At 39.5% G+C, this 23,930-nt stretch carries 18 protein-coding genes, 1 tRNA gene, 1 pseudogene and 1 riboswitch; of the genes and pseudogenes, 19 read left to right on the top strand and 1 reads right to left on the bottom strand.

Features of this window, described 5'->3' with window-relative positions:
• Positions 1-133 precede the first annotated feature (133 nt).
• Together uvrC and AC3WR0_RS02490 are read left to right on the top strand one after the other, a co-directional pair.
• Positions 134-1,906: an excinuclease ABC subunit UvrC gene (gene uvrC / locus AC3WR0_RS02495; RefSeq protein ID WP_492550830.1), complete on the top strand. Its 1,773-nt coding sequence runs from the start codon at positions 134-136 to the stop codon at positions 1,904-1,906.
• A gap of 70 nt (positions 1,907-1,976) precedes the next feature.
• Positions 1,977-2,154, top strand: a riboswitch (Lysine riboswitch).
• Positions 2,155-2,368: 214 nt separating this feature from the next.
• Positions 2,369-3,604, top strand: a complete 1,236-nt coding sequence (locus tag AC3WR0_RS02490) for an aspartate kinase (RefSeq protein ID WP_027320199.1) — start codon at positions 2,369-2,371, stop codon at positions 3,602-3,604.
• Positions 3,605-3,725: 121 nt separating this feature from the next.
• Here the strand turns inward: AC3WR0_RS02490 and AC3WR0_RS02485 are convergent, their stop codons facing one another.
• Positions 3,726-4,175 carry a YslB family protein gene (locus AC3WR0_RS02485; protein ID WP_492550829.1) on the bottom strand — a complete coding sequence of 150 codons (450 nt, stop codon included), beginning with the start codon at positions 4,173-4,175 and terminating at the stop codon, positions 3,726-3,728.
• 446 nt (positions 4,176-4,621) lie between these two features.
• On the opposite strand from AC3WR0_RS02485, the gene AC3WR0_RS02480 reads away from it, so the two are divergent.
• The 17 genes and pseudogenes from AC3WR0_RS02480 to tig all read left to right on the top strand — a co-directional run bounded on the left by AC3WR0_RS02480 (position 4,622) and on the right by tig (position 23,440).
• The gene (locus tag AC3WR0_RS02480) at positions 4,622-5,230 is read left to right on the top strand and encodes a succinate dehydrogenase cytochrome b558 subunit (RefSeq protein ID WP_492550828.1); all 609 of its coding nucleotides are present in this window, start codon (positions 4,622-4,624) and stop codon (positions 5,228-5,230) included.
• Between the two features lie 58 nt (positions 5,231-5,288).
• Positions 5,289-7,046: a succinate dehydrogenase flavoprotein subunit gene (gene sdhA, locus AC3WR0_RS02475; protein WP_492550827.1), complete on the top strand. Its 1,758-nt coding sequence runs from the start codon at positions 5,289-5,291 to the stop codon at positions 7,044-7,046.
• A 7-nt stretch (positions 7,047-7,053) separates the two neighbouring features.
• Positions 7,054-7,815, top strand: coding sequence for a succinate dehydrogenase iron-sulfur subunit (gene sdhB, locus AC3WR0_RS02470; protein WP_492550826.1), 762 nt, complete (start codon positions 7,054-7,056; stop codon positions 7,813-7,815).
• Between the two features lie 114 nt (positions 7,816-7,929).
• Positions 7,930-8,514, top strand: coding sequence for a class D sortase, LPxTATN-specific (srtD, locus tag AC3WR0_RS02465; protein WP_492550825.1), 585 nt, complete (start codon positions 7,930-7,932; stop codon positions 8,512-8,514).
• Positions 8,515-8,703: 189 nt separating this feature from the next.
• Positions 8,704-10,806, top strand: a pseudogene (locus AC3WR0_RS02460) (alpha-amylase family glycosyl hydrolase); the annotation flags it as partial.
• A gap of 621 nt (positions 10,807-11,427) precedes the next feature.
• Positions 11,428-14,298, top strand: a complete 2,871-nt coding sequence (gene pulA, locus AC3WR0_RS02455) for a type I pullulanase (RefSeq protein WP_492550978.1) — start codon at positions 11,428-11,430, stop codon at positions 14,296-14,298.
• 365 nt (positions 14,299-14,663) lie between these two features.
• Positions 14,664-15,128: an acyl-CoA thioesterase gene (locus AC3WR0_RS02450; protein ID WP_492550824.1), complete on the top strand. Its 465-nt coding sequence runs from the start codon at positions 14,664-14,666 to the stop codon at positions 15,126-15,128.
• A gap of 141 nt (positions 15,129-15,269) precedes the next feature.
• The gene (gerE, locus tag AC3WR0_RS02445; RefSeq protein ID WP_027320192.1) at positions 15,270-15,494 is read left to right on the top strand and encodes a spore germination transcription factor GerE; all 225 of its coding nucleotides are present in this window, start codon (positions 15,270-15,272) and stop codon (positions 15,492-15,494) included.
• Between the two features lie 363 nt (positions 15,495-15,857).
• The gene (locus AC3WR0_RS02440) at positions 15,858-16,313 is read left to right on the top strand and encodes a MarR family transcriptional regulator (RefSeq protein WP_027320191.1); all 456 of its coding nucleotides are present in this window, start codon (positions 15,858-15,860) and stop codon (positions 16,311-16,313) included.
• A 10-nt stretch (positions 16,314-16,323) separates the two neighbouring features.
• Positions 16,324-17,124, top strand: coding sequence for a glutamate racemase (racE, locus tag AC3WR0_RS02435; RefSeq protein ID WP_492550823.1), 801 nt, complete (start codon positions 16,324-16,326; stop codon positions 17,122-17,124).
• A gap of 315 nt (positions 17,125-17,439) precedes the next feature.
• Positions 17,440-18,486 (top strand): GerMN domain-containing protein, encoded by a 1,047-nt coding sequence (locus AC3WR0_RS02430; protein ID WP_492550822.1) that lies wholly within the window; start codon positions 17,440-17,442, stop codon positions 18,484-18,486.
• A 210-nt stretch (positions 18,487-18,696) separates the two neighbouring features.
• Positions 18,697-19,464 carry a ribonuclease PH gene (gene rph, locus AC3WR0_RS02425; RefSeq protein WP_492550821.1) on the top strand — a complete coding sequence of 256 codons (768 nt, stop codon included), beginning with the start codon at positions 18,697-18,699 and terminating at the stop codon, positions 19,462-19,464.
• 2 nt (positions 19,465-19,466) lie between these two features.
• Positions 19,467-20,078, top strand: coding sequence for an XTP/dITP diphosphatase (locus AC3WR0_RS02420; protein ID WP_492550820.1), 612 nt, complete (start codon positions 19,467-19,469; stop codon positions 20,076-20,078).
• Positions 20,075-20,593 (top strand): metallophosphoesterase, encoded by a 519-nt coding sequence (locus AC3WR0_RS02415; protein ID WP_492550819.1) that lies wholly within the window; start codon positions 20,075-20,077, stop codon positions 20,591-20,593. The genes AC3WR0_RS02420 and AC3WR0_RS02415 overlap by 4 nt, the downstream gene beginning before the upstream one ends.
• A 122-nt stretch (positions 20,594-20,715) precedes the next feature.
• Positions 20,716-20,792, top strand: a tRNA-Arg gene (locus tag AC3WR0_RS02410).
• A gap of 156 nt (positions 20,793-20,948) precedes the next feature.
• Positions 20,949-21,989: a tetratricopeptide repeat protein gene (locus AC3WR0_RS02405; RefSeq protein ID WP_492550818.1), complete on the top strand. Its 1,041-nt coding sequence runs from the start codon at positions 20,949-20,951 to the stop codon at positions 21,987-21,989.
• A gap of 161 nt (positions 21,990-22,150) precedes the next feature.
• Positions 22,151-23,440, top strand: a complete 1,290-nt coding sequence (tig, locus tag AC3WR0_RS02400; protein WP_492550817.1) for a trigger factor — start codon at positions 22,151-22,153, stop codon at positions 23,438-23,440.
• The last annotated feature ends 490 nt before the right edge of the window (positions 23,441-23,930 follow it).

Below are 23,930 nucleotides of genomic sequence, written 5' to 3'. Positions count from 1 at the left end.
TTTAGTATCAGATATTTAAATACCCTGCAAAAAGCAGTCAGAGGCTAAAGACGGAAACGGCCATATGCTTATCTAATTATTGTTTGTAAAGTGTTTCTCATGATATAACATATATAAATGGGAGGTAGCAAGAATGAATGAGATCATAAAGCAAAAACTCACATTGCTGCCGGATCAGCCTGGCTGCTATTTGATGAAAGACCGTCAGGGTACTATCATCTATGTGGGAAAGGCAAAAGTTCTGAAAAACCGTGTCCGCTCTTACTTCACAGGCTCTCATGATGGAAAAACCCTCAGGCTTGTAAATGAAATTGAGGACTTTGAATACATTGTTACGTCGTCGGATATAGAGGCGCTTATTCTTGAATTAAATTTAATTAAGAAGCATGATCCTAAATATAACATCATGCTTAAGGACGATAAAACTTATCCTTTTATAAAACTTACAGCGGAAAGACATCCAAAGCTGATTATCACAAGGAAGGTTAAAAAGGATAAAGGAAAATACTTTGGTCCCTATCCAAATGTTCAGGCAGCCAATGAAACCAAAAAGCTGCTGGATAGAATCTATCCTCTTCGAAAATGTTCCACCCTCCCGGACCGAGTCTGCCTGTATTATCATTTGGGACAATGTCTTGCTCCGTGTGTAAAGGATATTGCAGCAGAACAATACAAACAAATTACCGATGATATTACTCGTTTTCTTAATGGTGGTTATAAAGAGATTAAGAATGAACTTACAGAAAAAATGACCCTTGCAGCAGAGAGTTTAGATTTTGAAAGGGCTAAGGAATACCGGGATAAAATTGCTCATATAGAAACAACCATGGAAAAGCAGAAAATGACTACAACTGACTTTACCGACCGGGATGTATTTGGCTATGCGGTTGATAAAGGATGGATGTGTGTTCAGGTGTTTTTTGTCCGTCAGGGAAAATTAATCGAACGGGATGTCTCCTTGTTCCCAATATACAACGAGCCTGAAGAAGAAATCTTAACCTATCTTGGCCAGTTTTATGAAAAAGCAAACCATATCAAGCCAAAGGAAATTCTAATTCCAGACGAAATGGATACTGCACTTGCCGAACAGCTATTGGAAGTTAAAGTTCTAAAGCCGCAAAGAGGGCAAAAAAAAGAGCTTGTAAAACTTGCCATTAAAAATTCCCGAATTGCTTTAAATGAGAAGTTCTCGCTTATTGAAAGGGATGAAGAGCGTTCCATTAAAGCAGTTGAGAACCTTGGAAGCCTTCTTGGCATCTATACGCCTCACCGGATTGAGGCTTTTGATAACTCTAATATTCAGGGAACTGATCCTGTTTCAGCACTGGTTGTTTTTCAGGATGGAAAAGCAAATAAAAGAGAGTATCGCAAATATAAGATTAAATCCGTAAAGGGTCCGGATGATTATGAATCAATGAGGGAAGTTGTTAGAAGAAGATACACAAGAGTTCTAAAAGAATCACTTCCCCTTCCTGATTTAATTATCATTGACGGAGGAAAAGGGCACGTTGAAGCTGTTAGAGATGTATTGGAAAATGAGTTGGGTCTGGATATTCCTCTTTCAGGATTGGTAAAAGATGTGAAACACAGAACCTCCCAGCTTCTATACGGAAATCCTTTAGAAATTATTCCATTAGGAAGAAACAGCCAGGAATTTTATTTGCTGCAAAGAATTCAGGATGAAGTTCACCGGTTCGCTATCACTTTCCACCGGGAGACCCGGGGGAAAACAGCTTTTCATTCTCTCCTTGATGATATCCAGGGCATTGGAGAAAAGAGGAAAAAGTTATTGCTTAAACATTTTGGATCGGTTAAGAAGATGAAGGAAGCAGGACTTGAAGAACTTTTGGAAGCTGGAATTCCGCTAAACGTAGCAGAAGAGCTGCAAAAAAAACTTCAGGAATAAGCATTGTCAGGAAATTATAGTTATGCTATAATTTAAAAAACTTTATATTACTATCACTTTATAGTATTAAAGTGTAGGTAGAGGTGCGGGAATCAAGAGTAATGGCCTGGAGAAGAGTGAGCTTCCGGGAAGGGCCGTGAAAGGGATTATCCGCCGAAGCAGTGAAGGACTCATCACCTTCTTTGCTGGTCCTGTATTGAATAAATGCCGGATTGTCAGGGTACAAACCCTGGAGAGCTATCTCACATTGTACGCGTATGTTTTTTATTCGTGTTCAAAGCAATGAGATAATCTCTCATTGCTTTTTTGTTTTTTTAGCTAATCAGAATTTATATCCATAAATTCTGAACGCATAAGAAAAACTAGGGTATCCGCCAAAAAGGACTTGGCGAATGCCGAGTTTTTCTAATGGGGAAAACTGAAATAAATCAGCTCTGAAAAACCGGAAAGAAGGGGAAAAAAGTGGGATTAATTGTTCAAAAATTTGGAGGGACTTCTGTTGGCAGTGCGGAAAGAATCTTGAATGTGGCAGAGAGAGTCAAGGAGGAAAAGCTAAGAGGCAATGACGTTGTTGTTGTTGTTTCAGCTATGGGTAAAACAACCGATCATCTGGTTAGTCTTGCAAAGGAGTTATCCGCCCAGCCGGATAAGCGGGAAATGGATATGCTTTTAACAACAGGCGAACAGATTACAATCTCCCTGCTGGCTATGGCTTTAAAAAGCCAGGGGACCGATTCTGTATCTTTTACAGGCTGGCAAGCGGGTATACATACAGAACCTGTACATGGTAATGCACGTATATTAAAAATTGAAACGGATTCAATTAAAAAGCAGCTCTCTGAAGGGAAAGTTGTTATAGTTGCAGGTTTCCAGGGGATTACCGATTCCGGAGAAATAACCACTCTTGGACGCGGCGGGTCAGATACAACAGCAGTAGCACTTGCAGCAGCTTTAAAAGCAGATAAATGCGATATTTATACTGATGTTACGGGAGTATATACAACAGACCCTAGATATGTAAAGGATGCTCGAAAACTCCTGGCAGTTTCCTATGATGAAATGCTGGAGCTTGCCAATTTGGGTGCAGGGGTTCTTCATCCAAGAGCGGTTGAATTTGCCAAGAATTATAGCGTGCCTCTCGAGGTTCGTTCAAGCATGGAGAAAGTATCAGGCACAATTATTGAGGAGGAACCAAAGATGGAGGAAAATTTAGTTGTCCGCGGAATTGCTTTTGAGGATGAAATAACAAGAGTGACAATATTTGGATTGCATAATTATTTGACTGGATTATCAACAATCTTTACTACCCTTGCAAAAAACCATATAAATGTTGATATTATCATTCAGAGTACCACTGAATCCAATGAAACCAATCTTTCTTTCTCAATTAAGACAGAGGATCTCGAGAATACATTAAAGGTTCTTGAGGAAAACAGGGCCGTTCTTGAGTATGACCAGGTAGAATGGGAAATGAAGCTCGCAAAGGTATCTATTGTCGGTTCCGGCATGGTTTCCAATCCAGGCGTTGCAGCAGAAATGTTCAAGGTTCTTGCTGATAACGGAATTTATGTGAAAATGGTAAGTACATCAGAAATTAAAGTATCCGCTGTTGTTGCAGAAACAAGTATGCTTAAAGCGGTTGAAGTGCTTCATAACGCATTTGATTTAGCTAAGGAATACCAGGCTGTAAAAAGATAAAAAAATCATTTGGCTTATTTTTATGAAAGACCAAAATTAAAAGCTTTCACCCATGATTTTCGGTGAAAGCTTTTTGTTAATGTATTTGGATGACAGCAAAACTAGTTGCTTCGTTTTCCTTTTATAGGGTGTCTTTATGATCCCACTTTACAGTAAATTTTACCTTTGAGTCCTTTTTTAAAGGGTGCTCAAATGCTTCAGTAACTGCATTTTTTAAGAATTCAATTTGCTGAGCAAGGAAGCCCGCCTCAAGCTGAAAAAAGTGTTCGGACTTGGATTTTACTCGTGAAACCATTAACGGGCTTGCCAATTCAAATTCCATTTCATTTTTATCCTCAACTTTTAGCTCGAGAGATCCCCAGAAGGCTCGTATAAAAAAGTCGTTAATTTCTAAAAGGCTTTTAAGCGGGTGCTTTCTGGCCAGATGTTTGCCAGCCCAATATAAGATTTCCGGGGTGTCCTTGCCTAATAACGCTGGCAGAAGGTCTCCGCGCAAAAGTTCATATCCAAACAAGTCCGGATTCTCAGTTTGATTAGATGCTTCAAGTTCAGCAGATGTATGTTCTTTCAAAGCTCTCCCCTCTTTCTATTAGTCTATTATATACAATTTGTATTGGATTTAAGCATTTTTTTTGGAATAAAGTAAATTCAGCCTATTAAAATATTGTTATTTTAGTATACCCATTCTTTTGGTATAATTTTTTAAAATTGAAAAATTGCATACGAAATTTTTTCATTATTCGGCAATATCTTCAAAAAGTCTTTATATATAAGGGCGAACAGGCTTCAATTTCATGCTTGTTTAAACAATTTTGTCACTATCAATATATTTAAAAAATTTTTTAAATATAAGACTTTTATGTATACGTTTTCTTGACGGTACAAAATGATGGGAGTAAAATGAACATGTTCACAGTATTGTTACAAAGGGGTATTTACTTTGTCAGGTGATGATAGTTTTAATTCTTAGAAAGAGAGAAAACTTGATTCATCTCTATAATTTAAGGGGGGTAATGTATGGCTGGTAATCGAGAGTTTTTTTATCGAAGATTGCATTCATTGCTCGGGGTAATTCCTGTAGGGATTTTCCTGATGCAGCACTTGGTAGTCAATCATTATGCAACAGGAGGAGCAGCTTCGTTTAATAAGGCTGCCAATTTTATGGGCAATCTGCCGTTCCGCATTTTGCTAGAAACGGTTATTATTTTCTTGCCTTTGCTTTTCCACGCAATCTATGGCCTTTATATTGCTTTTACAGCTAATAACAATGTTGGCAGATATGGCTATTTCCGAAACTGGATGTTTATGCTTCAGCGTGTTTCAGGGGTTATTACTTTAATTTTTGTTGCGTGGCATGTATGGGAGACCAGAATTGCAGCAGCTTTTGGAACGGAAGTAAACTTTCAGATGATGGAGAACATCCTTTCTTCTCCATTTATGTTCTGGTTCTATGTAGTTGGAATTCTTTCTACAGTATTCCACTTCGCCAATGGATTATGGTCATTCCTTGTTAGCTGGGGTATTACAATTACACCAAGATCACAGCGAATTACTACATATGTTACCATCATTTTATTTGTTGCGCTTTCTTATGTAGGAATTAGTGCACTTGTTTCTTTCATTTAATAGACTTCGCAATTTTTTATATGTAATAGGATTGCAGTATTTAGGGGAGTGAATCACTATGGCTAAAGGAAAGGTGATTATTGTCGGCGGCGGTTTGGCCGGCTTAATGGCAACGATTAAGGTTGCAGAATCTGGAACACCGGTAGAGCTATTCTCACTTGTTCCTGTTAAACGATCTCACTCTGTTTGTGCCCAGGGCGGTATAAATGGAGCGGTAAATACAAAAGGTGAAGGGGATTCTCCTTGGATCCACTTTGACGATACAATCTATGGCGGAGACTTTTTGGCTAATCAGCCTCCGGTAAAAGCAATGTGTGAAGCTGCACCGGGCATTATTCATTTATTTGACCGTATGGGTGTTATGTTTAACCGTACACCTGAAGGATTACTTGACTTCCGACGCTTTGGTGGAACACAGCATCACCGTACTGCTTTTGCTGGTGCAACTACTGGTCAGCAGCTCCTTTATGCATTGGATGAACAGGTACGCCGCTTTGAAGTTGCGGGCTTGGTTACAAAGTATGAAGGCTGGGAGTTTTTAGGGGCAGTCCTTGACGATGAGGGAGCTTGCCGCGGAGTCACAGTTCAAAACTTGAAATCGATGGAGATAAAAGCTTTCTCTGCTGATGCTGTTATCATGGCTTCAGGCGGACCTGGAATTATCTTCGGTAAATCTACCAACTCCGTTATTAATACAGGTTCTGCTGCTTCAATCCTTTATCAGCAGGGTGCATATTATGCAAATGGTGAGTTTATTCAGATTCACCCAACAGCTATTCCAGGGGATGATAAGCTAAGATTGATGAGTGAATCAGCACGTGGTGAAGGCGGTCGGGTTTGGACTTATAAGGACGGTAAGCCTTGGTATTTCCTTGAGGAAAAATACCCTGCATATGGAAACCTTGTTCCAAGGGATATTGCAACACGTGAAATTTTCCATGTTTGCGTAGACATGAAACTTGGTGTTAATGGTGAAAACACTGTGTTCCTTGATCTTTCCCATAAGGATCCAAAGGAATTGGATATTAAGCTTGGCGGTATTATTGAGATTTATGAGAAGTTCATGGGTGAAGACCCACGTAAGCTTCCAATGAAAATTTTCCCTGCTGTCCACTATTCAATGGGCGGACTTTGGGTTGATTATGATCAAATGACTAACATTCCTGGATTATTTGCAGCGGGAGAGTGCGATTTTTCCCAGCACGGTGCTAACCGTCTTGGAGCAAACTCACTTCTTTCTGCCGTATACGGCGGGATGATTGCAGGACCAAATGCTGTTAAATACGTTAATGGATTGAAAAAGGGATCAGATTCCCTATCTTCTTCATTATATGACCAGCATGTGAGAGAACACGAAGATAAATGGAACGGCATTATGTCATTGAACGGAACGGAAAATGCATATGTCCTTCATAAGGAACTTGGAGAATGGATGACTGACAACGTAACGGTTGTCCGCTATAACGACAAGCTTCAAAAGACAGACGAAAAGCTCCAAGAGCTTCTGGAACGTTACCAAAATATTAATATTAACGATACCGCTAAATGGAGCAACCAGGGAGCTGCCTTTACAAGACAGCTTCAAAACATGCTGCAGCTTGCACGTGTTATTACAATTGGTGCCCTAAATCGAAATGAAAGCCGCGGAGCGCATTACAAGCCAGATTTCCCAGAAAGAAATGACGAGGATTTCTTAAAAACAACTATGGCAAAGTTCGTGGATGCTAAATCTGCACCTGCGTTCCACTACGAGGATGTAGATATTTCCTTAATTAAGCCGCGTAAACGCGACTATTCAAAATCAAAGGAGGAGTAGAAGCGTCATGGCTGAAAATAAAACAATAAAGTTTATTATTTCTAGACAGGAAACCCCGGATTCTGCTCCTTATACGGAAGAATTCGATATTGAATATCGTCCCAATATGAACGTGATTTCTGCCCTAATGGAAATTCGCAGAAATCCTGTAAATGCAAAGGGAGAAAAAACAAGTCCAATTACTTGGGAAATGAACTGCCTTGAGGAAGTTTGCGGTGCGTGTTCCATGGTTATTAACGGTAAGCCGCGCCAATCCTGTTCAGCCCTTGTTGACCAGCTTGAGCAGCCTATCCGGCTTGAACCAATGCGTACATTCCCTGTTGTCCGTGACTTACAGGTTGACCGCAGCAGAATGTTTGATTCACTCAAAAAGGTAAAGGCTTGGATTCCGATCGATGGAACTTACGATTTGGGACCGGGACCACGTATGGCAGAGAAGAAACGCCAGTGGGCTTATGAACTTTCAAAATGTATGACATGTGGTGTATGTTTGGAAGCTTGTCCAAATGTTAACAGCAAATCAGACTTTATTGGACCAGCTCCATTGTCTCAAGTGCGCTTATTTAATGCTCATCCAACAGGTGAGCTAAATAAGGCAGAACGTTTGGAAGCAATCATGGGAGACGGAGGAATCACTAATTGTGGTAACTCTCAAAACTGCGTTCAATCTTGCCCTAAAGGTATTCCTTTGACTACTTCAATTGCAGCTCTTAACAGAGATACTACCTTCCAGGGATTCCGTAACTTCTTTGGAAGCGATAGTATATAACTTTAAAAAGCTCCTTTCCGCTGGGAAGGGGTTTTTTTCTGCCTTTTGAACAACAGAGCCCACCTTATTTGTTATAATATGAAAAAGATATTGGCTCTTGAAAGAGGAAAAAAGATGAAATTAAAAACTTTTCTGCCATGGTTAATCGTGGTTATCGGTATAGGTGTCCTTGGCACTGGAATATGGCAGCTTACTGATTCAGGAATTAAAGAGGCCAGCACCCTTAAAAAAGCAAAAAAGGTGGTTGCAAGCCAAAATGCTAATACAAAAACACCTGCCATTCAGAAAAAGAAGTTCACTCCTATTTCTGGTGATGCAATAGGTATCCTTACCTTGCCCAAATTAAAGTCAGAATTAGCGGTAGTAGAAGGAACAAATGGAGATGACCTCAAAAAGGGTGTTGGTCACTATAAAGGATCATTTTATCCAGGGGGTCACGGACAAATTGTCTTATCAGGTCACCGGGATACCGTTTTTCAAAGGCTGGGAGAACTCAAAATTGGTGATAACCTAGAGGTAAAAATGCCCTATGGAAGTTATAACTATCAAATTATTAAGACGAAGATTGTAAAAGCAGAGGATAGAAGCATCATCACCCTGCAAAACAAAGAGGAAGAATTAATTATTACTACATGCTATCCATTCAGATATGTCGGAAATGCACCAAAACGTTATATCATCTATGCGAAAGCAATTTAAGGGAGGACTAAAGTCCTTCCTTTTTTGTCGAAACTTCCAAAATCCTTTGTCAAAAACACTACTATTTTCGCAGATGAATTTGTTTGTATAATATATTTTTGCGTGGTACGCTTTAAATGTGAAAACGTTTGCAATTCTCTTTTGTGCAAACGTTTTCGCAAAAAATACTATTTTAAGAGGAGGAAAGGTATGAAACGCTTATCCAGTGTGTTTTTAGCGTTTATACTGCTTTTTAGTACGTTTGTGGCACCGATTGCACAAAAGGCAACGGCTGCAGACAAGACGTATGACAAAGTTGTGCTGCGAGGAGATGCAGCATCGCTCGATTGGAGTTCAGACAACAACCCGCTTACATACAACCAAACAAAGGGCGTATGGGAGAGTCAGCCTATTAATCTCCCAGGGGGAAAACAAGTAGAATATAAGTTTGTTACGGATGGAAATTGGATGGGAGGAGAAAATCTCCGATTTACCCCGCCCCAAACAGGAGATTATATCTTCGTTTTCCATCCAGATCAGGAAAGAACAGTAGATGTAAATCTTGATTTCTCAAAATTTACTGGAAAACTAACACTAAAAGTTAAGTTGCCTTCTAATACGCCAGATTGGGCTACACCAACCGTCGGTACCTCTTTGAACGGTTTTAATTATACGGTTACGCCTCTTACAAAACAGACAGATGATACCTGGGCAGTAACCCTGGCGGGAAATGCCGGGGATACATTAAATTACCTCTATTCTTTAGGGGATGAGAAGTTTAAGGAACAGGCTTCTTCAAATCGCCAAGCGGCTTTCACAGCAGAAGGTACTGTATACAACGATGCAGTTACAAGCTGGAGTGCTATGCCAGTTGCAAAGGATGTAAATAATAATTACGCCTATTCACCAAAAATTCCAACAAGCAATGACGACGTAACAGTTACTGTAACTGTTAAACATTATAATTCGGTAAATGCCGGTGCGATTTACTATACAACTGACGGTACTTTTCCAAAGGGAAGCAGGGGAACTGCAGAAGTTGGTAAAGCAGTTCCGCTGGTAAAGGAAAAGGATGCAGGAACCACAGCAGATGGACTAATAACAACTATCTATAAAGGAGTTATTTCTAAACAGCCAGACGGCACCGATGTTAAATATATTACGGATGTTTGGAATACAGGTGGAACAGGTTCACAATTCGCAGATTCCAATGGCCTACAAACAGAACAGGCAACGCCTTTTGGCTATTATGTCGATCACTTTAAGTCTCCTAATTGGGCAAAAGACGCAGTCATTTATCAGGTATTTGTAGACCGCTTTAACAATGGAGATACTTCCAATGACGACCCTGCATCCGCTGGTCTTTCTAATGATGAGAAGTTGAAAGGCTGGATGGGTGGAGATCTCCAGGGTGTTATTAACAAATTGGACTATATTAAAGGCCTTGGAGTTAATACCATTTGGATTTCTCCAGTATATGAAGGACCATATTCACATGGATACCATCCAACCAATTTTAAAGGTATCAACCCTCGCTTTGGGGACGAGCAAACAATGAAGCAATTGCTTGCCCAGGCTCATGACATGGGTATGAAGGTGGTATATGACTTTGTTGCAAACCATTCATCCTCTCAGCATCCATTTTTTGAATCGGCAAAAGCTCAAGGAGAGGGCAGTCCTTATTACAACTGGTACACATTCACAGATTGGCCCAACCAGTATAAAACCTTTTCAGGAGTTTCTGAGCTGCCTGAATTAAACAATGATAATCCAGAAGTAAGAAATTATATGATTAATGATGTTGTTCCATTTTGGTTAACCGATTTGGGCTTTGATGGATTCCGCCTGGATTATGCAAAAGGTCCTAGCTACAGCTACTGGGCAGACTTCCGCCATAAGGTTAAGCAGATTAATCCAAATGCCTATATCTTTGGGGAAGTTTGGGACACAAGGGAAAAGATTAATTCTTATGCTGGTGAACTCGATGGTGCTTTAGACTTTGGCATGAATGATGCACTAACTAATGCATTTGCCAATGATCAGTCAATGGAGGATTTAAGCAAGACAGTTAAAGAAAATATTGCCACATATCCATCACAGTATGTTGTTTCTTCTTTCCTTGACAGCCATGATAAACCTCGCTTTATATATAAAGCAGGTGTAACAAAGATGGAGCTGGCAGTTGGAACTCAATTTACACTTCCTGGCTCACCTATTATCTATTATGGCGATGAAGTCGGACTTTCAATGAGTAAGGACCCAGATTCAGTTTCAGATTGGAAAGATCGTTATTATCGTGAAATGATGCCTTGGGATCCTGATAAGCAAAACTTGGATCTGCAAAGCTACTATAAGAAAATGATCAAGCTTCGCAATGATATTAGTGCGTTGCGTACGGGTTCATTTAAATCCTTAACTGCAACTCAAAATGTATTTGCATACGAGAGAGCAGACGAAAATGGTCAATACCTTGTAGTAGTGAACAAAGGTGCATCTGACCAACAAATTGATGTGAACAAGTTATACAATCAATTAAAAATTAGCAATGTGACGTTAAAAGACCAGATTGGAACAGCAGAATATACAAATGATACTAATGGAGATTTAAAGTTTAATAGCAAAGCAAATTCATTCTCCATTTATAAAGTAGAAGGATCACTCCAATACAATGATGTTCCACTTGATAGAAACAAGGTTTACGACAATGTAGTTGTAAGAGGCTCTGATCCACTAGCTTGGGGTGGGGCAGACAAACCACTAACTTATGACTCTGCAGATAAAGTCTGGAAGAGTCAGCCGATTGCTCTTGAAGCCGGGAAAAAGGTTGACTTCAAATATGTAATGGATGGCAATTGGCAAGAAGACCCTAATTTATCATTTATACCACCAACCAGTGAAAATTATGTCTTTGTTTTTGATGCACTTAACCCAAGAATTGTAAAGGTCGATCCTGCTCAGCAGAAAATTACAACAAAGATAAAAATCCATTACCAGCCGAAAGCAGGAGATACGAAGGATTGGAGCCTTTGGGTATGGCCTGATGGAATGAGCGGCAAGGTAATGAATTTTACCGGCTCAGATAGCTTTGGTAAAGTGGCCGATCTTACAGTTGATGGGGATTGGAATAAAATAGGTTTTATCGTCCGGACCGATAGCTGGGAAAAGGATGGCGGAGACCGTTTTATTGATAACATCTGGTATGGACAGAATGAAGTATGGATTAAAGCCGGAGATGACAAGGTTTATACTACTCCACCGGATGGTGAATACCGAGACATTCCAACCTATAATCATTTAGAAGTTAAATTCAATTACTACCGATATGATCTGAATTATAATAATTGGGATTTATGGGTATGGACTGACAAGTCTGATGGCCAGGCTGTAAAACTGGATAAAACAACCTCATTTGGCAAACAGGGGACTGTTGTACTTGATAACCTTAATGGTGCTACGAAGGTTGGTTTTATAGTGAGAAAAGATGACTGGTCTGCAAAAGATCCTGATGAAAATCGATTTATTACTAATTTCACATCCGATGGAAAAGCCGAAGTGTGGCTGGCCCAAGGCCAAAAGCGGATTTATGATAATCCTGCCAAAATAGACCGCTCACCACGTATTACAAAGGCTGCAATTGATGAACTAAACAAAATTACCTTTGAAACCAACTTCCCATTTGCGCTTGAGGAAGGTAAAAATCCAGGTATCGTTATTGACGGCGCAGAAATTGATAAGGTCGAAGCGGCTGGAACAGTTACTGATGGTTTGACTAACAAGGTTGTCGTTTATACAAAAGATGAACTTGATTTGTCTAAGACGTATACCATCAGCAAGGAAGGGTTTGGACAGACAACTGTTCAAATGGGTAAAGTTATTGGCAGCAAATCCTTTGAAGACCGTTTTTATTATGATGGAAAAGATCTTGGAAATACCTATACAAAGGAAAAAACAAGCTTCCGCCTTTGGGCACCAACAGCAAGTGAAGCTAAACTTGTAACCTATGATAAATGGGATTCAACTGCAGGTACTGAAATCACAATGACTCGTTCTGAAAAGGGTACCTGGACTGCGGAATTGCCTGGTGATAAAAAGGGCTTGTTGTATACCTACAAGGTGAAAATTGGTGACTCCTGGAACGAAGCAGTTGATCCTTATGTCCGAGCAACATCTGTAAACGGGGACAAAGGCGCTGTTATTAATCTAAAAGAAACAACCCCTAAAGATTGGAAAACAACTAAGCCAGTATTTAAAAATCGTGAGGATGCAATAATTTATGAGACACATATTCGCGATTTAACCATTGATCCAAAAAGCGGCGTAAGCAGTGCTCATCGTGGAAAGTTCCTTGGTGTGGCTGAAACAGGAACAAGAGGCCCTAATGGTGTAAAAACAGGACTAGACCATATTAAGGATCTTGGTGTTACACATGTTCAGTTTATTCCTATGTATGACTATAACACCGCAAGTGTAGATGAAACTAAGCTGGATCAGCCTCAATATAACTGGGGATACGATCCTAAAAACTATAATGTTCCGGAAGGTTCATATTCAACTGATCCTTATACACCTACGGTAAGAATTAACGAAATGAAGCAAATGATTCAAAAACTTCATGATAATAATCTTCGAGTTGTAATGGACGTTGTTTATAATCACATGTTCAGTGCACAGGAATCAAACTTTAATAAGCTTGTACCGGGTTATTATTTCCGTTACAACGAAGACGGCTCCCTAAGTAATGGAACTGGTGTAGGAAATGATACTGCCTCCGAGCATAAAATGATGAGGAAGTTTATTGTGGACTCTGTTACTTATTGGGCAAAGGAATACAATATCGATGGTTTCCGCTTCGATTTAATGGGGATTCACGACATCGATACAATGAATGCCGTCAGAAAAGCACTTGATAATATCGATCCATCTATTATTGTTATTGGAGAAGGCTGGGATTTGGGAACAGCTCTAGATCCGGCCTTGAAGGCAAATCAAAAGAATGCTGCAAAAATGCCGGGAATTGCTCATTTTAACGATGATATTCGCGATGGTTTAAAAGGAAGCGTTTTTGATGGAAATGATAAAGGCTTTGTAAATGGAAAAACTGGCATGGAGCTTCGAGTTAAGAAGGGGGTTGTTGGGGGAATTGATTACAATGACCAGATTAAGACCTTCTCACAAGATCCTGAACAGACTGTATCATATGTAGAAGCCCATGATAACCTTACACTCTGGGATAAGTTAGCTATAACAAATAAAGGTGATAGCGAGGAGGTACGCAAGCAAATGCATAAGCTTGCTACATCTATTGTTTTGACCTCTCAGGGACTTTCTTTCATCCATGCAGGCCAGGAATTCATGCGCACAAAAGGCGGAAATGAGAACAGTTATAATGCGGGAGATGCAGTCAATATGCTTGATTGGACTCGCCGAAGCCAGTTTAACGCAGAGGTAGAGTATTTTAAAGGATTAGTTAAGGTTAGAAAAAGCCACTCTGCTTTCCGAATGACAAATGCGAATGACATTAAGCAGCATCTTAAATTTATTGATGCTCCTGCAAATGCCGTTGCTTATGTCCTTGATGGAAATGCGAATGGAGATAAGGCAGAAAAAATTGTCGTAGCCTATAACGCCAACAGAACCCCAGTTGAAATTCAACTTCCACGCAAAGGGAAGTGGGATATTCTTGTTAATGGAGTTAAGGCAAGCGATGAAGCTTTAGATAAATTGAATGGTGATAAGGTAAAAGTACCAGCATTAAGCACGTACGTTCTTACCTTCCACGACAAAAAAGCTGAAGACGAGGATTGATTTTACTGATAATTTAACTTAACTTCATTCCACAAGGAGGGTGCCCCCCGAAAAAATTAGGGCACCCTTTTTGCATGTGATTTTACTGGAGCCATTATCCATAAAAATCAAATGTGAGAAAATCAGGCCCCCCGTCTCGAGGACAAAACGTAAGGAGATTTGAAGAGATTTGTTCCTTTAATTTTCGTCTCGTGGACAAGTTTGTAGGGAACCCGATCAAGATTTGTCATCGAAAAGCCCGTTTTAAGGATAAATCTAGGGGTAATTTAATAATATTTCTAATCTAATTTCTTTAAAAATTCTACAAAAATAATATATAATAGAAAAATGAATAGTGATTCAGTTTATAGGAGGTGGAATTATTAGTGGCAAAAATGGATTACATCGAAGAAATTGATTCATGGGAGAAAGAGTTTTCTTTTTATCATCCTGTAAAAGTACGGTTTTCCGAAACAGACATGTTTGGGCATTTAAACAATACAGTTCCTTTTTCTTACTTTGAGGAAGCAAGGATTAATTATTTTCAGAGTCTGGGTTTTATGCAGGATTGGGTAAAGCCAGAAAGTGAAAACATTCCTGTTGTTGCGGATTTGCAATGCGATTATGTAAAACAAGTGTTTTATGACCAAAGTTTAAGAATATTTGTAAAAGCCAATAAAATTGGAACCTCTTCTGTGGATCTTCATTATATGAGTAAGAGGGATAATGGAGACATTTGCTTTACAGGCAGAGGGACTGTTGTGCAAATGTCGAAAAAAACCGGCAAGGGAGCTCCCTGGACGGAAGAGATGAAGAAGTTGTTCTTGAAACAAAGTTCGGTAAACGCCTAGAGCCTTTCATATTTTATTAGTTTTCGTTCTCCTTCAAGGAAATTCAGTCACTCCGGCTAATGCAATTACATATGATATGGTGACTAAATATATACCCATCCCACGGTTCATAACTGGCGAAGGCAAGGAGGGTTACAATACTTGAAGGAAAATGAATTTTCGCATAAGCCATTACTCACCAAACGGGAAAGAGAAGTATTCGAACTGTTGGTTCAAGACAAAACAACAAAAGAAATCGCTGGTGAATTATTTATAAGCGAGAAAACGGTTCGAAATCATATTTCGAATGCAATGCAAAAGCTTGGGGTTAAGGGGCGTTCACAAGCTGTTGTAGAGCTCCTCCGTATGGGAGAGCTGGAATTGTAATCTAGACCGGCCTAATTACTAGGCCGGTCCTGATTTTTTAGCTAATCAGAATTTATATCCCTAAATTCTGAACGCATAAGAAAAACTAGGTCATCCGCCAAAGGGACTTGGCGGATGCCAAGTTTTTCTAAGATGACTAGATTGCGGTTTACCAGATAAATGACAGGTGTACTTTAAAAACAGGTACTAAATTTGACTGCATTACCACCCTTTCAATAAGAAATAAGTGTATCCTCTTGAATTTTCCATCGAAAAAGTAGAAAATAAGAGAATAGGAAAGCCGTAAATCCTATCATGCAGACGGTCATTCATCAGGTTAGGAATGCTTCCCAAATTGCATTAGGTGAATAGGAGTGTATAATAATGAAAGCCGAAGATACTATTAAAAAGGACAGGCCAATTGTAGCTGATATTGAGAAGGACTTACGCTACATAGCTGGTATAATCAAGCAAAAGGGAAGAGAGCTATTAAGCAACTACACCATTACACCGCCTCAATTTGTAGCGCTTCAATGGCTTTTTGAAGACGGGGACATGACGATAGGCGACCTTTCCAATAAGATGTACCTTGCATGCAGCACAACAACCGATCTTGTTGATAGGATGGAAAAAAATAAGCTCGTTATGCGTGTTAAGGATCCAAATGACAGACGCGTTGTCCGGATACATTTGCTTGAAGAAGGAGAACGTATTATAGAAGAGGTAATCAATAAGCGACAAAGATACCTAGAGGCTGTTTTGATAAATTTCTCTGACGAAGAAATTCAGGTGCTACAGGGTAATTTAACAAAGCTGCATTTAGAAATGCGTAAAGAATGAGGAGAGAAGCTTGAAACAGGCAATAGGAGTAATGGATTCGGGTGTCGGCGGCCTTACGGTAGCCAGAGAAATCATGAGGCAGCTTCCAAATGAGAAAATCATTTATCTAGGTGATACAGCCCGATGCCCTTATGGTCCAAGGTCCAAATACGAAGTAAAAAAATTCACCTGGCAATTGACCAGATTTCTCTTGAAAAGAAACATAAAAATGCTGGTCATTGCCTGCAATACAGCAACTGCAGCTGTATTGGAAGATATTCAGCAAGAACTATCGATTCCTGTAATTGGTGTTATTTTCCCTGGTGCCCGCGCCGCTATTAAAACAACAAATAATTATAGGGTAGGGATTATTGGAACCATAGGAACAGTAAAAAGCGGAGCGTATGAAAGAGCCTTAAAAGCGTTAAACAGCAGGCTGCATGTTGAAAGTCTTGCGTGTCCAAAGTTCGTCCCTCTTGTGGAAAGCGGTGAGTATAGCGGAAGTATCGCTGAAAAGATTGTTTCCGAGGCGCTGCAGCCTTTATTAAATCAAAGGCTAGATACTCTCATTCTGGGATGTACCCACTATCCATTGCTTGAACCCTTAATTAAAAAGATAATGGGTCCGGAAGTGAGTGTCATTAGCTCAGGGGATGAAACAGCAAGAGAAATCAGCACTATCCTTCAATATAAAGGTTTGTTAACTGAGAATGATGAGGAACCTGTACATGAATTTTACACTACAGGCTCCAGGGCAATCTTTTCACAAATCGCTTCACAATGGCTTCGTGAGAAGATTGATCATGTGGAAATGATAAAGCTTGAACATTAACTCCCCGAGCGGGAGTTTTTTTGTTTTTAGTACTCAAGGGCGTTATTCTTTAAGCTGGTCCATTAACCCATTGAAGAACTTTTTTCTGTAGCCTGAACACGGTCTGCCCTTCCTATTCTTTTTCTGCCCCGGCCAGCTTTTGTCCATCGTTAACCGGCTGAATAAATTTTTTTGTAGTTCGAACGCGTTTTGTCCCTCAAAAATGGGCTATCCCTAAAATATTTTAAAAGATTGTCCATAAATATTCTCTTTAAGGGTCTAAAATCTGAGCAGGCTCGTATACATGTAGTACAAACTGTCTCAGGAGGGATTTAAATGTCCAAAAATAAAACAACAACGATTGTTTCAGCTGTCCTTGTTTCGTCTGTCCTTTTGTCAGGCTGTGGGCTGTTTAATACGGAAATCCAGAAAAAAATTGATCCGCCCAAAAGTGTGACCTATACAAGCGGAAAAACCAGCAGCGTTGCATCAGGAAAGAAGGAGAATGCAGAGGGTGCAGTTAAAACAGAGCTATATTTAATTGACAAAAATGGATATGTGGTTCCCCAGACCTTAACCCTGCCGAAGACAGCCTCAGTCGCCAAACAGGCACTGGAATACCTGGTAGATAGCGGTCCGGTTTCGGAAATCCTTCCTAACGGATTCAGGGCAGTGCTGCCAGCTGATACTGAGTTTACTATTGATATTAAAGAAGGCATTGCAAGCGTAGACTTTTCAAAGGAATTTAAGAATTATAAAGCTGAGGATGAAATGAAAATCCTTCAATCGGTAACTTGGACCCTGACCCAGTTTGACTCTATTAAAAAAGTTAAACTAAAAATGGCGGGCCATGAGCTGAAAGAAATGCCGGTAAATGGCACACCTATTAGTGAAAGTCTTTCAAGAGCCAGTGGTATCAACCTTGATACTGCAGATGTACTTGATATTACAAATACAAGGCCTGTTACTGTTTACTATATTGGCGGCAAAGAGGGAGCTTATTATTATGTTCCTGTCACTAAGCGTGTAAGCAATACTGAAAAGGACAATATTACAGCCATTGTTGAGGAATTGGTAAAAGGGCCGAATCAAAAGTCGGATTTAGTTTCCGACTTCCTGCCAACAGTTAAATTGAAAGAAGCACCTAAAGTAGAGAATGGAAAGGTAACATTGAATTTCAATAACTCTATATACGGCAGCTTTGACAAAAAGATCATTTCACAGCATTTACTAGACTCGCTGGTCCTTTCCTTAACAGAGCAAAAGGGAATTGAAAGCGTGGCAGTAACGGTAAATGGCAAAACAGAACTAGTAAACGAAGATGGAAAGAAATTAACTGCTCCTGTTACCCGTCCTGAAAAAGTAAATACGGGTAGTTTTTAAAAAAAATTTTTTGTTATACTATATAGAGACAATGGAAGAGGTTGGCTGAAGGCCTGCCTCTTCTTTATTTAGCTGTTCAGAATTTTACCCATAAATTCTGAACGCAATAAGTAAAACTGCGGTATCAGCCAAAGGGACTTGGCGAATGCCAAGTTTTTCTAAGCGGGAAGGCCAACGTGAGGTTGTTCCTAAGAAAAGGAGGAAAAAAATTTGCGTTTTGATGGAAGAGAAAAACTACAATTAAGACCTGTACATATAGAAACAAATTATTTGATCCATCCGGAAGGTTCTGTTCTAATTTCAGTAGGAAATACTAAGGTCATTTGCACTGCCAGCATAGAAGATCGTGTTCCCCCATTTTTGAGGGGCGGAGGAAAAGGGTGGATTACGGCAGAGTATTCCATGCTTCCAAGGGCGACAGGACAAAGAAATATAAGAGAGTCTTCGAAAGGAAAGGTATCAGGAAGAACAATGGAAATCCAGCGTTTAATTGGACGTGCCTTGAGAGCAGTTGTCGATCTGGAGGCATTGGGTGAAAAGACAATTTGGATTGATTGTGATGTCATTCAGGCAGACGGAGGCACACGTACAGCTTCTATTACCGGGGCATATACAGCAATGGCTTTAGCTTTAAATGGCCTCCTTGAAAAAGGGGCAATATCCAGATTTCCTGTGAAAGACTACTTGGCAGCAACTAGTGTAGGTATACTTGAAAATCAAGAAGTTGTATTAGATCTTAATTATCATGAAGACTCTCAGGCACAGGTTGATATGAATATTGTCATGACTGGAAGCGGAGAATTTGTTGAGCTTCAGGGGACTGGTGAGGAATCGACTTTTTCCTATAGTCAGCTTCAGGAACTATTAGCAGCTGCACAGACAGGTATAGCAAATCTTTTTGATATTCAAAAAATGGCTCTTGGTTTGGAAATTTCTAATAAAATAGAAGACAAAAGAAAAAATAACGAGGAGAAATAATCGTGAATGAAGTTATAATTGCAACCAAAAATCCGGGTAAAGCAAAAGAATTTGAACACCTTTTTGCCTCTAAAAATATTTCAGTACGTACTCTTCTTGATTATCCTGAGATTGGTGACATAGACGAAACAGGTGAAACATTCGAGGAGAATGCAGTAATAAAAGCGGAAACGATATCAGAACAACTCAACAAAATGGTAATAGGGGATGATTCCGGACTTATGGTTGACGCTTTGGATGGCAGGCCTGGGATTTATTCAGCACGTTATGCAGGAGAGCCGAAAGACGATCAGGCTAATATAGATAAGGTTCTGGACGAGCTATCTAATGTTGCTGAAGAGAACCGCAGTGCCCGATTTTATTGTGCTTTAGCTATTGCCATTCCTGGAAAGGAGACAATCACAGTTTCGGGTACCTGCGAGGGGGAAATCCTGAATGAACGGCGTGGTATAAATGGGTTCGGTTATGATCCGGTGTTCTTTGTTCCTGAATTAGGTAAATCAATGGCGGAGTTGCCTTCTGAGGAGAAAAACAGAATCAGCCATAGGGCAAATGCTATACAGGAATTAAGCGGGATTCTTGAATCAATAATTGAAAGAGCTGATTTGTCATGAGCAAGGTTCTGATAGTTAGTGACAGCCATGGTTTAACAGAGGAACTTCAGCTAATTAAGGACAGGCACGAAAATGAAGTTGATTTAATGGTTCATTGTGGGGATTCTGAGCTTATGAAGGAAGATCCTTCTATTCAGGGTTACCTAACAGTCCGAGGGAACTGTGATTATGAAGCTGGATTTCCTAACGAAACGACGGCAGAAGCTGGTGGGAAAAAAATCTTTATTACCCATGGCCATCATTATTCTGTTAAATCAACTTTAATGAATCTTCACTACCGAGCCAAAGAAGTGGGTGCCGATGTGGTGTGCTTTGGGCATTCTCATCTTTTAGGTGCCGAAGAAGTGGATGGGATTCTCTTTCTAAACCCAGGCAGTCTTCGTCTACCAAGACGCAGACTGGAAAAAACATATGTAATTCTTGATTTTCAGGAAAAAGATATTGTTTTAAAGGTTTTTGACCTTGAAAATGGTGAGCTTAAAGAGCTTTCAAAAAAATTCACACTTTCAAAGTAGCTCAAAAGGGTATATATTAAAAGCAGGGGAGTAATTTCCCCCCTTGCTTATAAAAAAAATGTGAAAATGAGTATTGACTTTTAAATGCTAGCCTAATATAATAAATATTGTCTTTAATAAATGTCCCAGTAGCTCAGCTGGATAGAGCAACGCCCTTCTAAGGCGTGGGTCGGGAGTTCGAATCTCTCCTGGGACGCCACTTTTACACTACATAACCATTCAGCTTGCCGACAACGGCAAGCTTTTTTTATGTCCATAATAAAAAGATTATCTACAAAAGCCCACTGCTTTTGTTTTTTCCCCTTTTAAATGCTAAACTAGTTTTCAACAATAACCATAAGGACGGTAACTGACAATGAAAAAACAGGATCGAATAAAGCAGGCAGACAATGTTGTCTTCTTTCCCGACCTGGAAAAGAGGCTTACTGAAAAAGGGATAGATAGCCTCCAGCAGAAAAAATATAGAGATGCCATTCGTTATCTTGAGGAAGCGAAAGAACTTGATCCGGAAAATAGCGATATTTTATTCGGATTGGTTATATCCTATTTTGAAGCGGGTTCCTATCAAAATGCTAGAGAACTTGCAAAAGAGATGTTGTTTAAAGGGATAGGCGACTATATGCAAATGGTTGATTTGTATTTAACCATTCTGATCCAGCTTCATGAATACGACGAAATTGTTTCTGTTATTGAAGCTCTTTTAGATGAAAAAGAGGTTCCGCGGGAAAAACAAGATCATTTTTTAACATTGCTTCAATTTAGTAAAAGAATGGCCGAAAACCATATTACTGTTCCAAGTGATGAAGAACTGCTAATGATGGAAGAAAAAAGTGAGCAGCTGCAGGAACTGAATCTATTTTCTTTGCAGGATCCGAAAGAACAGCTTCTCCTGATTTCAAAGCTTTCCAACCAAAACATAAGACCCTTTATGAAAGATATAAAAGCATACTTAATTGCTGAAAATGGTCATCCTTTTTTAAAGACCATTTTAATCAATATTTTAAAAGAACAGGAATACGAGAAAGAGGTAGAGGTAACAAAATTTGGAATGAAAGAGACTTGGGTTCCTGCTTCGCTCCCTGATATGTATTCGCAGGAAGAAATGGTCACTATTATCTCCCTTCTTGGAAATGAAATCGAACATGATGATCCTGTTTTATTTGAAAATATGAAGAGCCTTATTGAACGTTATTTCTTCATTGCTTATCCTTTTTTACTAGAGCCAGGAAGCCCTGAGGCCTGGGCTGCCGCGTTCCATTTAACGGCCCTTGAATACCATGGGATGGATGTGGAAAGGCTTGAAATTCGAGGCAGGTACAATGCCTCCATTGAAGATATAAACCTCGCAGTAAGCAAAATCAAAGAATTTGAAGAAATTTCTTATCCGATAATATAGCCTTCGCTGTTGAAAGAAAATAAACCTATGTTATAATGTAGTGGTTGTAATGTGAGTAAACGGGCATTACATGGTGCGTGGATATTGACTTGAAGGACAAGACGTATTCATAACAGATTCGTACAAATGGAAATGAGAATAGATGTTGGAGGGAAAACGGTATGTCAGCAAAATGGGAAAAGTTAGAAGGAAACCGCGGTGTCCTTACAGTTGAAGTAAGTGCGGAAAAGGTAAACGAGGGTCTCGACGCTGCGTTTAAAAAAGTAGTAAAGCAAATTAATGTTCCTGGTTTCCGTAAAGGAAAAATGCCTCGACCAATGTTTGAAAAGCGTTTTGGTATTGAATCTCTTTACCAGGATGCAATTGATATTATTCTACCAGAAGCATATTCTGAGGCTATTAATGAAACTGGCATTGAGCCAATTGACCGCCCAGAAATTGATGTCGAACAAATCGAAAAAGGTAAAGAGCTTGTTTTCAAAGCGACTATTCAGGTTAAGCCAGAAGTTGCTCTTGGTGAGTACAAAGGTCTTGAAGTAGAAGAATTCGATACAAACGTTACCGACGAAGAAGTGGAAGCAGAATTAAAATCTCTTCAAGAGCGCCACGCTGAATTGGTTGTTAAAGAAGAAGGACCAGCAGAAAATGGTGATTCAGTTATTATCGACTTTGAGGGCTTTGTTGATGGTGAAGCTTTTGAAGGCGGAAAAGCTGAGAACTATTCTCTAGAATTGGGATCAGGTTCTTTTATACCAGGTTTTGAAGAGCAATTGGTTGGTGTTTCTGCAGGCGAGTCAAAAGAGGTTGAAGTTTCTTTCCCTGAAGAATACCACGCTGCTGAATTAGCTGGAAAACCTGCAGTATTTAAAGTAACTCTTCACGAAATCAAAACAAAAGAACTTCCTGAAATTGATGATGAATTTGCTAAAGATGCAGACGACGAAGTTGAAACTTTGGACGAACTTAAAGCAAAAATCAGAACACGCCTTGAGGACAGCAAGAAGCATGAAGCTGAGCACCAAGTTCGTGACAGTGTCGTAGAAAAAGCTGGAGCAAACGCTCAAATCGAAGTTCCAGAAGTAATGGTTGAAAACGAAGTAAACCGTATGCTTCAGGAATTCGAACAACGTCTTCAAATGCAGGGAATGAACCTTGAGCTTTACTTCCAGTTCTCTGGGCAGGATGAAAATGCACTTCGTGAGCAAATGAAGGAAGAAGCAGAAGGTCGCGTTCGCAACAACCTGACACTAGAAGCTATTGCAAAAGCTGAAAACCTTGAAGTATCTGAAGAAGAGGTAAATGCTGAACTTCAAAAAATGGCTGAAATGTATAATATGACTGTTCCTAACATTGTGAGCGCTCTTGGCGGCCTAGAAGGCGTTACAACTGATCTTCAATTAAGAAAAGCTGTTGATTTCCTTGTAGAAAATAAGAAAACTGTTACAAAATAATGTAGATTACTGGCAGGGCACGATATTATTCGTGCCTTGTTTTATACTTTTTCTCCATTACATATTATAATAAGAATAGGCACAGTTTTAGGACTGGAAAAAATACATAACAAAAGGAAAAATTTTTAAAAATCGTGACTTGCGACTTAATAGCCAAAAATATGGATAAGCTGAATGAGTACATAACTTTTCGAATAGGATATCTCAAAACGGATAATAAGAGTTCATAAAGAAAACTCGGCGATAGCCGGCCCTTAGATGATAGCAGAGCTGTATTTCCATTTATGACGCTCAAATTGGCACATCCCTGTGCCTTTTGCTTACTAGGACTTCCTCGGGAAATCAGGTATTTTTCCGTCATGCGTTCAGAATTTAATGTATATAAATTCTGATTAGCTAAAAAAGAAATATGCTTTGAGAGTTTTCATTTCCAGTCCTTTGCCTAAATATGTTACAATGCAATACATAACGCTGAATTTTTAGAAAAAAT

Source organism: Neobacillus sp. FW104-15D2, from assembly GCF_058790155.1.
Note: the sequence above shows the minus strand (reverse complement) of the source record. Positions and strands in the feature narration are given on the sequence as shown.

Excerpts from the sequence above, each read along its gene's own strand:
- sdhA (WP_492550827.1), top strand. The coding sequence starts at position 5,289 with ATGGCTAAAGGAAAGGTGATTATTGTCGGCGGCGGTTTGGCCGGCTTA.
- AC3WR0_RS02415 (WP_492550819.1), top strand. The coding sequence starts at position 20,075 with ATGAGCAAGGTTCTGATAGTTAGTGACAGCCATGGTTTAACAGAGGAA.
- AC3WR0_RS02440 (WP_027320191.1), top strand. The coding sequence starts at position 15,858 with ATGAAAGCCGAAGATACTATTAAAAAGGACAGGCCAATTGTAGCTGAT.
- sdhB (WP_492550826.1), top strand. The coding sequence starts at position 7,054 with ATGGCTGAAAATAAAACAATAAAGTTTATTATTTCTAGACAGGAAACC.
- srtD (WP_492550825.1), top strand. The coding sequence starts at position 7,930 with ATGAAATTAAAAACTTTTCTGCCATGGTTAATCGTGGTTATCGGTATA.
- AC3WR0_RS02405 (WP_492550818.1), top strand. The coding sequence starts at position 20,949 with ATGAAAAAACAGGATCGAATAAAGCAGGCAGACAATGTTGTCTTCTTT.
- AC3WR0_RS02430 (WP_492550822.1), top strand. The coding sequence starts at position 17,440 with ATGTCCAAAAATAAAACAACAACGATTGTTTCAGCTGTCCTTGTTTCG.
- uvrC (WP_492550830.1), top strand. The coding sequence starts at position 134 with ATGAATGAGATCATAAAGCAAAAACTCACATTGCTGCCGGATCAGCCT.
- tig (WP_492550817.1), top strand. The coding sequence starts at position 22,151 with ATGTCAGCAAAATGGGAAAAGTTAGAAGGAAACCGCGGTGTCCTTACA.
- AC3WR0_RS02480 (WP_492550828.1), top strand. The coding sequence starts at position 4,622 with ATGGCTGGTAATCGAGAGTTTTTTTATCGAAGATTGCATTCATTGCTC.